At 42.5% G+C, this 12,808-nt stretch carries 11 protein-coding genes; 10 read left to right on the top strand and 1 reads right to left on the bottom strand.

What is annotated here, in order from left to right:
* Positions 1-6 precede the first annotated feature (6 nt).
* The 3 genes from BLQ82_RS13100 (at position 7) to BLQ82_RS13085 (ending at position 5,189) form a co-directional block, all read left to right on the top strand.
* A complete protein-coding gene (locus BLQ82_RS13100) occupies positions 7-930 on the top strand; it encodes an NAD(P)-dependent alcohol dehydrogenase (protein WP_062522008.1) in 924 nt (307 codons plus the stop codon).
* Between the two features lie 359 nt (positions 931-1,289).
* The gene (locus BLQ82_RS32975) at positions 1,290-1,418 is read left to right on the top strand and encodes a PadR family transcriptional regulator (protein ID WP_082722599.1); all 129 of its coding nucleotides are present in this window, start codon (positions 1,290-1,292) and stop codon (positions 1,416-1,418) included.
* A gap of 243 nt (positions 1,419-1,661) precedes the next feature.
* Entirely contained in the window at positions 1,662-5,189 is a 3,528-nt protein-coding gene (locus tag BLQ82_RS13085) for an SIR2 family protein (RefSeq protein ID WP_163704430.1), read from the top strand.
* 199 nt (positions 5,190-5,388) lie between these two features.
* On the opposite strand, the gene BLQ82_RS13080 is transcribed toward BLQ82_RS13085, so the two are convergent.
* Positions 5,389-5,937 (bottom strand): TetR/AcrR family transcriptional regulator, encoded by a 549-nt coding sequence (locus BLQ82_RS13080; protein ID WP_062520291.1) that lies wholly within the window; start codon positions 5,935-5,937, stop codon positions 5,389-5,391.
* A 143-nt stretch (positions 5,938-6,080) separates the two neighbouring features.
* Here BLQ82_RS13080 and BLQ82_RS13075 point away from each other — a divergent pair, with 143 nt between their 5' ends.
* The 7 genes from BLQ82_RS13075 (at position 6,081) to BLQ82_RS13045 (ending at position 12,785) form a co-directional block, all read left to right on the top strand.
* A complete protein-coding gene (locus tag BLQ82_RS13075; RefSeq protein WP_062520289.1) occupies positions 6,081-7,022 on the top strand; it encodes a ketopantoate reductase family protein in 942 nt (313 codons plus the stop codon).
* On the top strand, positions 7,019-7,480 hold the full coding sequence (locus BLQ82_RS13070) for a GNAT family N-acetyltransferase (protein WP_062520287.1): 462 nt from the start codon (positions 7,019-7,021) through the stop codon (positions 7,478-7,480). Before BLQ82_RS13075 ends, BLQ82_RS13070 begins: the two co-directional genes overlap by 4 nt.
* Positions 7,481-7,976: 496 nt before the next feature.
* Complete coding sequence (locus BLQ82_RS13065) at positions 7,977-8,657, top strand: GntR family transcriptional regulator (RefSeq protein WP_062520285.1); 681 nt, start codon at positions 7,977-7,979, stop codon at positions 8,655-8,657.
* Positions 8,658-8,662: 5 nt separating this feature from the next.
* Entirely contained in the window at positions 8,663-9,877 is a 1,215-nt protein-coding gene (locus tag BLQ82_RS13060; RefSeq protein ID WP_062520283.1) for a trans-sulfuration enzyme family protein, read from the top strand.
* A gap of 29 nt (positions 9,878-9,906) precedes the next feature.
* The gene (locus tag BLQ82_RS13055; protein WP_244280780.1) at positions 9,907-11,073 is read left to right on the top strand and encodes an amidohydrolase; all 1,167 of its coding nucleotides are present in this window, start codon (positions 9,907-9,909) and stop codon (positions 11,071-11,073) included.
* Between the two features lie 34 nt (positions 11,074-11,107).
* Complete coding sequence (locus tag BLQ82_RS13050) at positions 11,108-12,151, top strand: methionine ABC transporter ATP-binding protein (protein ID WP_062520280.1); 1,044 nt, start codon at positions 11,108-11,110, stop codon at positions 12,149-12,151.
* The gene (locus BLQ82_RS13045) at positions 12,126-12,785 is read left to right on the top strand and encodes a methionine ABC transporter permease (RefSeq protein ID WP_025707876.1); all 660 of its coding nucleotides are present in this window, start codon (positions 12,126-12,128) and stop codon (positions 12,783-12,785) included. Before BLQ82_RS13050 ends, BLQ82_RS13045 begins: the two co-directional genes overlap by 26 nt.
* Positions 12,786-12,808: the final 23 nt, after the last annotated feature.

The raw sequence follows: 12,808 nt of genomic DNA, 5'->3' as shown, positions 1-12,808 counted from the left end.
AAACTCATGAAAGCCATAGTATGCTCAAAATACGGTTCACCGGAAAATCTGCACCTCATAGATATGGAAAAGCCCGTCCCGAAGCGCAAAGATCTGCTGGTAAAGGTTCATGCGTCAACTGTAACCGCAGGGGACATTAGAGTACGGACGTTTAAGAGTCCTGTCCTGCTATGGCTGCCAATGCGTCTTGTTTTAGGTCTCAGCAAACCCAGGAAACCTGTTCTGGGTGTGGAATTAGCCGGTGAAGTTGTAGCCGTAGGCAGTGAGGTCACGCGCTTTAAGCCAGGCGACCAGGTTTTTGCCTTAACGGGGATGCGCTTTGGCGCACACGCTGAGTATGCCTGTCTGTCTGAAGACGCAATGGTGAGCATCAAACCGGCCAATACGACCTTTGAGGAAGCTGCCTCTACGCTTTTTGGGGGAACCACGGCACTATATTTTCTGAGAAAAGCGAACATACAAACGGGACAAAAGGTTCTAATCTATGGAGCTTCAGGCACAGTAGGGACATTCGCGCTGCAGCTTGCGAGGCACTTTGGGGCAGAAGTTCACGGGGTATGCAGCACTGCAAACCTGGAATGGGTGAGATCGCTGGGCGCCTCTCAGGTAATTGACTACACGGCTGAAGATTGTACTCAAAGAGGCGGGCAGTATGACATCATCTTTGATGCCGTTGGCAAACTCCCCAAATCCAGCTGCACAAAAGCACTGAAGCCACACGGAACATACGTCACAGTAGATGGGCAGGGCATTGCCAAGGTACGCCTCCAGGATCTGCAGCTCCTCAAAGAACTGATGGAGTCGGGTGCCATTAAATCGGTGATCGACCGGTACTACCCGTTAGAACAAATGGCCGAGGCTCACCGGTATGTGGAACAAGGGCATAAGAAGGGCAGTGTAGTCATCAGAGTAAGTCAGGGCAGGGGATAATACATGGTTTAGGCTGGGAAAGGCTGGGTTATGAACTGAGGAGATTGGGTAATTGAACAGCAATCCCAATAGGTTACCCCAAATGCGATATTTTCTAGTATAAGTGCTGCAACCGCAGTAGTATTAGGCGGCCAAGCTGCTGGACCTGTAGAATGGGGAGATTCCAGTGGAAAGAACCCTTAAGCAAAATCAAGAGGAGAAGTTCGAAGGTGAACTCAATGAGGAAAATTGAGTTTGCATAAAGACGGGATGACGAATTGACTATTCAAGTGCTCCATCATGAACTTAGGAATATATACAAAGTTATCATTCCATATGAAACCTAGGAGCAACCCGTTAGATGATCTGGCGGGTTATTTTTGACTGTCTACAGCTTAAAGAGACTGGAGAATGATGGGGGAATCCTTTCCTATTGGGGGGAAGAAGCCCGAGACGGCAGAACGAAATATTACAAGATCACTGAAAAAGGACAGCAGAGATTTTCATAACCAACTTCTTTTTAGACTGAAAAATAAGGTGTTAGACCGGAAAAAAAGTTGTAGACTGAGAAAATAAAGTACTGGACTGTCGAGGGTATGTTAACGGGCAAGTTAGTTGAAAATCAATCACGCTGAACCGTATCATTAGTAGGGCGGAATATAAGGTGTTAAAAGGAAATTAGAATTATTTATAGAAGTATTTAAGTGGAAATTTACAAATTTCCCTATTCTTCTATGAAAAAGGGTGAGCCCATGAGTATCAATTTGAATTTGATAAATGCAATTAAAAACAATAAACTTATTTTATTTATTGGTTCTGGACTAACCAAACCTCTCGGTTTACCAAATTGGAAAGAATTAATAATAGAATTCTTAACAGTATTATCATCACAAGAAGGGAGTGATTATGAAAAGTATAAATGGTTACTACAAGGAATAGAGCTCGGTCTACCCAATATATCCTTATCTGAAATTGATCTGCTAGAATTTATTAAAGAAGAGAAAAAAACTATCTATGAAGTGTTGGCCAGCAAGATAGATGTTGAATTTGATGAGAAAAAACTTGTTATCCATAATATGTTGGGGAGTATATCAAGTAAAATTATTACAACAAATTATGACAAAGCACTAGAGACAGCACTACACTTCAGAAAAATTACACAAGATAATGATTTTTATTTAGCTAATATACCAGATTCATACATAATGAAGATACATGGAAGTATTGAAATACCAAGTAAATGTGTTCTGTTTAAACAAGATTATGAGAGCCTTTATCAAGAATCTTCAGCAGCAATTCAAAGACTGAGGGCTTTAATTTCCGATAATACAATCTTATTTATAGGCTTTAGTTTAAATGACCCATATGTTCGATATCAGTTCGACTTTATTAATTCTGTTTATAATAATCTAGGTACTAAGCATTTTCTTCTTACCACAGAAAATATTGATGTAAGTAGATATGGAGTTGAGCCAATACAATTAGAAAATTGGGACGAATCTTTTCAAGAATTATTAACATCTCTTGTTGAAATAAAAACATCAACTTTGTTGGTAGGTAGCACAAAAGAGAAATTATTGAGCGAATCTCATTTTAGTAAATCAGAAATTTCTAGAGTCGCAATATTAATAAGCTCCCCAATTGATAAGGAGACAGGGTTAGATTTTCATCAAATTCTTCGTAACTTTATAAAATTCGAATTAATAATAGACTGTTATTATATATCTGAATCTTCTCTACAAGATCTTGACAACTACGATTATGTCTTTATATATAGTGTAATACAAAATAGAAAGCTATTAATAGAGGATAGAAATCTAAAAAGCAAGTTTATATCACTTCTTGAATTAGAGTATAATTTAGCACTTCGAAATGTTAAAGGGATATTCATTTTCTCTGAAAAAATTGATTTAGATATAGATACAAATGAGGAAGTGACACTCCCTATTGCTTTAATTGCGGACAGTGATATGAGTGCTGTTTTATTCAAATTATTTAAGAAAGAAAGCATCAATCAATTGGTTTCGTCAAAAGTTTATAACAAAGAGCAGTTTCATTTATCTTCAATACCAAAGGGAAAGCCAAAAATAAATATATATTTTGAAAACAGTAATAGTAAGTTATCGGATGCAATTGAAGAAAAAAAACTTATTAACTTTGTAGGCAGAGAAATTGATTTAGAAGATATCGTACGAAAAATATTAGACACTAATAATAGAATAATTACTATTAAAGGATCTGGCGGAATAGGGAAAACAGCCACCATCAAGATTGCATCTATAGAATTATTCAAAAGAGGCTTTTTTAGCGACGGCGTTCATTTTATTGATTGTGAGTTTCTTACGGATTATCAGAATTTCGAATATAAAATTGCTGAGTGTTTTGGGATGGAGAGCACAATTGAACTTAAAAAGCATCTTTTTGAAAATCAAAATTATCAAGACAAGTTAATCATCTTAGATAATTTCGAACCACTTCTTTATTTGGAAGATAAAGATATCATAAAGGATCTTGTAACCTTTATATGTGAATACTCCAAAATCGTGGTAACTTCCAGAGAATGGCTTGGATTTGATTTTGAGAATAAACATCAACTTCGTGCATTAACTAATGAAGAGGCATTAATACTGTTCAGTAAATACTACAGTGGATATATAAATAAAGAAGAAATCAGAACACTTAAAGAAGATATACTAGATAAATTACTAAACAATAATCCACTTGCTATTAAATTGGTAGCAAAAAACTTACCTAAATTCAAAAATATGTCACTATTGAAAAACGACTTGGAGGAAGATTTTTTTAATATAATTGGACAGAACTATAAAGATATTTTTATGGATCAAAAAGATCAAAACATAGAGAGATCAAAATCTCTTTTCCAATCAATTTACTATTCTTATAATAAGTTGAACTATAGTGAAAGGTTATTATTTGAACTACTATCATTATTTCCAGATGGTATCCATATGCAAAATATAAAAACTTTCTTTAATAATAGTGGAAATAACGGCGGAGGTAAATTTGGGAACGTCAGAATAACAGACAAAGAAATCACTAGTCTTGAAAATAAATCCTTAATAGAAATCAGTGGCGGGTTTCTTAAATTACAATCAATTATAGGTAGATTCGCAGATCATCAACTTAGTAAGAGAAGCGAAGAAGAGAAAATGAGATATTATCAAACAGCTATTGAATTTACTTATTTTTTTGAGGATATCTTATGGTCTATTCACAGAAAGAATGAACTTGATGCATTACGGATATTTGATAAAAATTTCAATAACTTTATGAAATCATTAGCTTATATTGAGAAATTTGATGGAAGTAAAAAGGATAAATTACAGTATTTGGTTTCTCTTTCTCAATTATGCAGTATGATTGAACAACAAAATATGCTTTATACAAAATTTGATGAATTAAAGGATCATTTCAGCGATCTGAAAAATGGGGTTCTTGCACTTGAAGCTACTTTATTGGAATTACATTATTATGAAGGCGAGTTTGAAAGGTCGTATTATAATATATCTAACCTTTTGCCGTTAAACGAAATAAACAAAATTGATAATACAACGGATATTGGACGATATATTCTTAAAGCTGCATGTACTATTTATAGTTTTAAGAATGGTAAAGATATCTTAATGTACTATCTCCAAAACAAGTATTATTTTGGTCGCATGAGATTTTCATATATTTTATATATATTAGGTGAATATAACTCATATCAACTGTTCGATCAGAAAATAGATTATTTTAATATGGATATACTATACAACTTAGGTGATTGTGAAGGGGATTTATATAACAAACTTAAAGAATATATATCAGGCTTGTATAAGAAGCAGTACATTGAAATCATGCAGTCTAACTATATTTTAGCTAAAATGGGAAAAATAGACAAAAAATCAATAAGCAAGCTAGTAGTAACTAATCCCTACACCAAGGGATTAAGAAATTTGATGTTGGCATTTATTGAGGAAGATTTTGAAAAGGCAACATTACTTTTCGAGATGGCAATAAAGGATTTAAAGCATATACAATACCATTATGTTGAGGCAATTTATTATTATAGCAAATATCTTAAAGAAAAAGGGGATATGGATAAATCAAAACATTGGTTTTCTCTGGGAATTAAGGTTGCAGAAGAAAACCAATACAAGTTCTTGATGCATAATTTTCGGAATCTAGAAAAGAATGAATCTCAATACTATAATGATCTTGATAACCCAAATGAATTTAAAAGGGAAATTGATGAATTTATAAAAGGTTGGAAGTGACATTCACTTCTTCTCTTGTTTAAGTATTTCTAGAGTTTTTTCACCGTACAAATGTTACGCTGAACCATACCACAATTAGCAGCAAGTTTTTTGAAGAAAAGCTCCCAGGAGCTCGCTGAAACGGGTACCGTCCTAATAAGGATGTTACCCGTTTCTACTTGTAGTACTACACCATGATTGGGTTTGAATGGTAGATTTATTATTTAGAATAGGGCGTAACGCCCTTTGTATACAGGTTGTCCACTAACTCGAAAAATTCTTCTGGCGATAAATCCTTTTGCCGCTGGAGCCAAAGACGAAATAAAGAAAGTGATGTTGAGATGTGGAACTCAATCAAGTATGGCGTTATGGAATGGTTTTGCGGAAAGTTTAAATCCAATCTGCCAAGGGTGATTTCTCTTTTCAGGCGTTCTAAAAAACGAATGCTCCCATGATCTCCCAAGAGGGCATTAAGAACCGTGAGATATTCTCTGTTTTCCAAACAATGAAGTGCATTCTGAACAGTGTAGGTAGACAGCTCTTTATTCGCCAATTCTTCTTTTATGTAGCTCAATAAATCATTTTCAACAAAGTCTAACAATTCGTAAATATCAGTAAAGTATTGATAAAATGTGCTGCGGTTATATCCAGCCTTATTCGCAATCTCTTGAATGGAAATTTTTTCGATCGGCTTTTGGCTGTATAACTCACAAAAAACATCTATAAAATTTTGTCTTGTTTTTTCCGTGATTTCGGGCTGCTTTTTCATTTTATACTCCTATTCGAACAAGAATATCATCCGACAAATAATAAAAAACTGATGGTTGATCAAGGAATAATAAAGATCTATGATCACATTATACAACATGTTGTCTGATGATAAAAAGAAATGTTGAAAATAGGGGTGGTTTTATGTCAGCAAAACAAAATAGAGTGTTAATTTTTGGTGCAGGTGTTATAGGCAGCGCATACGCAATCAAATTCATTGAAGCAGGGATTGACGTCACTCTGTTTGCACGTTCTAATAGATTTACAACATTGAAAGAAAATGGCTTACAATATAATGAAAAAGGTGCGGTTAAATCTATAAAAGTAAATGTCATTGATACGCTTGAAAATGATGATATCTATGATTTTATTTTCGTTACAGTTCGTTACGATCGATCCGAATCAGCGTTGTTAGCATTAAAAGACAATCAAAGCAAAAATATTGTTACGATGATTAGCAATTCAAGTGGATTTTCTTCGTGGCTGGATATTGTTGGAGATAGACTTTTACCAGCTTTCCCCGGTGCCGGCGGACAGATTAAAGATGGAATTTTGTATGCCCGGTTTCCACCAAAGGTTCTAGTGGCTACTATGTTTGGAGAAATTAGTGGTTTAGTGACAGAACGTACAGAAAACCTCGCAAAATTATTTAAAACAGCAAAACTTCCCTACGCAATTAATCAGGATATGAAAGCTTATCTAATCACACATTCAGTATCTGACATTGCTATGATTAGTGTTTTGCATTCTGAAGATAAGATCATTGATGAAAAAACAGCTAAAACCAGAAAAACGGCACATAAAATAACAATCACTTTAAAAACGTATTTAAAGGCAATCCAAAAAGCTGGCATTGCTATTAATCCGTCTGCACTTAAAATTGTGCTTAAATTCCCTAATTTGATTTTGGATTTTTTCTTTATGATATGGCTACGGACTAAAATGGTTAAGGATATGATGTTGCCGGATTATGCGAGTAGCGCAAACAATGAAATTGTGCAGTTGAATAACGATTTATTGAAGTTTTTAAATCAAAAGGATATCGATCATGGGTTTTTCGTAAAAAGGAGACGCAGCTCTGAATGAAAAAAACTTCATATTCGTCTAACCTAGTCATTAGAAACGCAGTCGTCGACGACGTCGACACGCTGCGCGACGTCTTTCGCCGTGCAGCGCTGACAAACGAGGACGTCCGGGAACTGATCGCCATTCATCCTGAGTGGCTCCTGTGGGACGACGCGATGATGCCGTTCACTCGTGTCGCTGTTGTTGACGGTCGGGTCGTCGGCTTTGCTTCGGTACGTCCTATCGGCGACTTTCTCGAACTCGAGGATCTGTTCACTGATCCGGACTGGATGCGCCAAGGTGTCGCGAGTGCTCTGATCGAAGACATTGCGCGGCGCGGTATGCGTGTAGAGGTGACCGCCAACCCGCACGCGATAGGGTTTTACGAATCCGTTGGCTTTGTCGCCAACGGATTCGCCAACACACAGGGTGGGCCGGCGCCGCGGATGCACCTCGATGTCACGCGTGCCAGACCCTGAACTTTTAGAGATTTAGAACTAAGTTAAACCAGATAACAAAAAAGCACTTTTATAATCACTCCCCATTCACAAGCTGCCCAAAAGGAATAGATGATATCGCCCAAAGACACTAGCCCTTAGTTAGTGTCTTTTTGTGCTGTGTAGATTGAACCGCAGTCTTCATTTTGGACAAGTTGATTTTGGCATGATGCTGGAGCATGAGGCGCTCTGCATTCCGGTTTGCTTTTTTTGCGTGACTTTATATGACATGTATTGCGATGATATGAGTTTAGAGAGCGTTTTCCTAAAAAAATATGGCGAAATGTGACGAAAATTGACATGAAAGTATAGACAAAATGATTTTCACTCGGTATTATAAGCCTAAATCTACAAACCGCAACGAAATAGGAAAGAGAGAGGTGAGACTTTAGTAATAATTGTATACAATTATACAATTACACAAATGAGCAATGAAGTGCTTGGAGGTAAGAAATCGCAATATAGAGGAGAAGCGCCAATGAGCAGCTCAATGTTACGGACACGCAGGTTGTCCAAGGATAACACCTATTTTGAACTGAAGCAGAAGATCATTGACAATGAACTGAAGCCGGGCCAGAACGTGCATGAAGAAAGCCTTGCGTCACTGCTCGGCGTCAGCCGTACTCCCTTGCGGGAGGCGATTCAGCGATTGGAGAATGAGGATTTTCTTGTCCGCCAGCCAAACGGAAGGCTGAAGGTAGCGCCGGTTACTGTGGAAGAGCTGGAAGAGATCTTTCTTGTCCGCGGCATGCTGGAAGGGCATATTGCCAAAAATGCCGCCAAAAACGCTACCCCCCAAGATATTCAACACATGACGGCGATGGTTGAAAAAACGAATCAATCCTTGCATTTAGGCTCCGATAAGGATGCTCTCCCGTTCGGCTTTGAATTTCATGATTATTTATCGGAAATAAGCGGCCTGCATACCTTTGAAAGAATATTGAGCCAGCTCCGGGACCACACGCTCCGCTATTGCCGTTATGTCTCCCTGCACGGCGAATGGAATTCACAGGCCTATGAAGAGCATAGCCTGATTCTGCAAAGGATCGCTGACCGGGATGAAGAGGGCGCGGAAAAAGTGATGCAGGATCACATCTCCAACAGCTTGGCCACAGCGCTGAAACGTCTAAAAACGGTTGACGAAACCAGAAAGGACTGAGCCGCATGCAATCAGAATGGAAGATGGACACGAAGATTATTCATGAGAGCCAGTCTCCCGATCCCCTGACAGGTGCCATTTCCCAAAGCGTTATCCCTGCGGTTGCCTATGCGTTTCCTGATGCTGAAACAGCAGCCTCCGTGGTGGCAGGTGAAGCGGAAGGCGTGTATTACGGCAGATACGGTAATCCGACCTCCCGCACGCTGGAGAAAAAAATCGCCGCACTGGAAGGCGGTGAAGACGCCTTGGGTGTTTCCAGCGGAATGGCCGCCATCTCCATTGCCCTGCTTGGCTTTTTGAAGCATGGAGACCATGTCCTGGTAACAAAGGATGTGTACGGCGGCACATATAACTTCCTAACTTCCCTCGCACCACGTTTCGGTATCGAATGCGACTTTGTCGACTGTACGGATACTGCTGCAATGCTCCAGGCGATTAAGCCCAATACGAAAGCTGTCTATATCGAAACACCCTCCAACCCGAAGCTGACGATCCTTGATATCAAGCAAATTACCCAAGCCTGCAAGCTGCATAAGCTTCCCGTCATTGTTGACAACACCTTCATGAGCCCTTGTCTGCAAAAGCCTTTGGAGCTGGGAGCCGATGTTGTGGTGCACAGTGCTACTAAATACATCAACGGCCATGGGGATGTGCTGGCCGGATTCGTTGTGGGCAGCAAAGACGTGATCACCTTTATGCGAAAAAGGCTGATGGGCGATTTGGGGCAGAATCTGAACGCCTGGGAATCCTTTCTGATTCTCAGAGGGATGAAGACGATGGCCCTGCGGGTCGAAAGGCATTGCCGGAATGCCCAGGCAGTCGCGGAATTTCTGGAGGCCCATCCTTCGATTGAAAGAGTGTTCTATCCGGGTCTTGAATCCCATCCCCAGCATAAGCTGGCTCTTGCCCAGATGAAAGGCATGGGAGGAATCGTCTCGTTCGAAGTCAAGGGAGGGCTGACAGAAGGGAAGAAGCTGATCAACTCGCTCAAGCTGGCGATGATTTCCTTCAGCCTGGGAGATCCCGAAACGCTGGTGCAGCATCCGGCCTCTATGACCCACGCTTCCATTCCGCAGAAGGAGCGGGTTCAATTCGGGATTACGGACGGGTTGATCCGGGTTTCGGTCGGGCTGGAGGATGTACACGATATTATCGCAGATTTCGATCAAGCGCTGGAGGCATTGTTCCCTTATGCGGGGCGGAACTCCATTTCTAAATAAAATATGGCTTATACAAAGGGGGAAACATGATGCCGGTGAAACCGCAGGATGAAATGATGCAAGCACTGGAGCAACAGCTGATTGGCGTTCGCAGAAGTCTGCATCGCGAGCCGGAATTATCTTACGAAGAATTTAAGACAACGGACAAGCTGCGGACATGGCTGGCCGAGGCTCATATTTCCGTCTTGGATCTTCCGCTGCCAACCGGGCTTATTGCCCAAGTCGGGCAGAGTGAAGGGCCGGTCGTGGCGATCCGCTGCGATATCGATGCGCTTCCGGTTGAGGAGAAGACCGGATTGCCGTTTGCGTCGGAAATTCCGGGGAAAATGCACGCTTGCGGCCACGATTTTCATACAGCGGTCATACTGGGAGCCGCGATGCTGCTGAAAGAACGTGAAGCCGAGCTGCCGGGCAGCGTGAAAATTTTGTTCCAGCCAGCGGAGGAAACCGGTCATGGCGCCGAGAGCGTGCTGGCTTCGGGAGGACTGGGCAATGTAGCTGCAATATTCGGGCTGCATAACTCGCCCGAACTGCCGGCGGGAACCTTCGGAACGAGAACAGGACCATTAACGGCGGGGGTGGACCGGTTTGAAATTTCGGTGGAAGGAATAGGCGCTCATGCCGCCACTCCGGAGAATGGCGTGGACGCGATCGTAACGGCAGCCCAGATCATTACCGCGCTCCAAACCATCGTCAGCCGTCAATGCGGTGCCAGGGATACGGTAGTGCTGAGTGTCACCCGGATCAGCGGAGGCCATACCTGGAACGTATTGCCGGAACGGGTGGAACTGGAGGGTACGGTACGTACTTATAATGAAGAAATTCGCGCAGGCATGCCGGAGAAGATCACCCGCATCATTGAAGGCATCGCTGGAGCCGCCGGAGCGAAGGCACGGCTGCTTTGGGCTCCGGGACCGCCGGCGACGATCAACTACGGCGTCTGGGCTGACTTCTGCAAAGAGATCGCCGGGCAGGCAGGATATGAGGTACACGACATCCCGCCGCAAATGGGGGGAGAAGATTTTGCGCTGTATTTGCAGCAAATACCGGGCGCTTTTGTAAATATCGGCACGGGTCCCGCTTATGCACTGCATCATCCGCGTTTTGACGTGGACGAAGCTGCTCTTCTTCCTGCCGCCCGTTATTTTGCACTCTTGGCCGAGCGGGCGCTGGTGCAGCTGAAGGAGCAGGCTTAGCCCCAGGACATCTAATGAAAGGAGCGGAATGGTGATGATCGAATTAAGAGACGTTTACAAGACGTATCTCCGCAAGGGAATCTCAAATGATGCCATTAAGGGTGTTCAGCTGAAGGTTGATAAAGGCGATATCTTCGGAGTGATCGGCTATAGCGGTGCTGGCAAAAGCACGCTGATCCGGCTGGTCAATTACTTGGAAAGGCCGACGAAAGGACAGGTGTTTGTCGACGGGCATGATTTGGGAGCGTACAGCGATAAAGAGCTGCGTGCCGCCAAAAAAAATATCGGCATGATCTTTCAGCATTTCAACCTGCTGGAATCCAAAAAGGTCTTTGACAATGTGGCAATTCCCCTTGTGCTGCTCAAAAAGAATAAAAACGAGATTCACCAGCGCGTCATGGAACTGCTCGAGTTCGTTGGCTTGAGCGACAAAGCAGGGAGCTACCCGAGCGAATTGTCGGGTGGACAGAAGCAGCGGGTGGGAATTGCCCGTGCGCTGGCTTCAAACCCTTCAGTGCTGTTATGCGATGAAGCGACCTCGGCGCTGGACCCGCAGACGACCCGCTCTATTTTACAATTGCTTAAGAAGATTAATGCGGAATATCATATTACGATCATGATTATTACCCATGAAATGTCTGTCATCCAGGAGATTTGCAATAAGGTGGCGGTAATGGAAGGCGGCCGGATCATTGAGCAGGGCAGCGTGCTGGAGGTATTCGGGCATCCGCAGCATCCGACAACACAAAATTTTGTGAGTACGGTTATTCAGACCAGTATGACAAGCAGTATGCGGAAAACTCTGACTACAGATGAGGGAAGCCGCATGTACAAGCTGGAATTCTTCGGGGAACGCGCGTCGGAGCCGGTATTGTACGAACTGATCCGCGCAAGTGATGTCAAGGTCAATATTCTGTTTGCCAATATGACGGAGATTCAGGACACCACACTGGGGACGATGATCATTCAACTTCAGGGGAGTTCAGAGGAAATGGACAAGGCGCTGGACTTCCTGAAGCGCAGAGAAATCGATTTGGAGGAGGTGGATAAGCATGTTCTCAACAACAGTGACCAGTGAGCAGTTTATACAAGCCATCATCGATACGGTCTATATGGTGGGGATGTCCTTGTTCGTAGGCTCGTTGATCGGAATCCCCATCGGCATCTTGCTCGTTGTTACCCGTCCCGGGGGTGTTCTGGAGAACAAGCTGCTCTATACCTTGCTTAATCCGGTCATCAACATCATTCGTTCTCTGCCCTTTATCATTTTGCTGGTCGCGATTATTCCGTTCACCCGGATGATTGTCCACACCTCCATCGGGACGAACGCCGCAATCGTGCCGCTCATCCTGTATATCGCGCCGTATATCGGACGTCTGGTCGAAAATTCCCTGCTTGAGGTGAATCCGGGCATTATGGAAGCGGCGGAATCGATGGGGGCCACACCGTTTCAGGTTATCCGCTACTTTCTGCTGCCGGAGGCTGTCGGCTCGCTGATTCTGTCCTTGACCACGGCAACCATCGGATTGATTGGCGCAACGGCTATGGCCGGAACGGTCGGCGGCGGCGGTGTCGGAGACTTGGCGATTGTGTACGGGTACCAACGGTTTGACACTGTGGTTGTAGTTGCGACCGTGGTGATACTTGTTATTTTCGTACAGGGAATTCAATCTTTGGGCAACTCGCTGGCGAGAAAGATCCGCCGGTATTAGGAACTGTCCTAACAAAAGGAGGC

Origin of the sequence: Paenibacillus jilunlii (assembly GCF_900102965.1) — a bacterium.
GTDB classification, from domain to species: domain Bacteria; phylum Bacillota; class Bacilli; order Paenibacillales; family Paenibacillaceae; genus Paenibacillus_AQ; species Paenibacillus_AQ jilunlii.
This window is presented reverse-complemented; position numbering and strand designations above follow the sequence as displayed.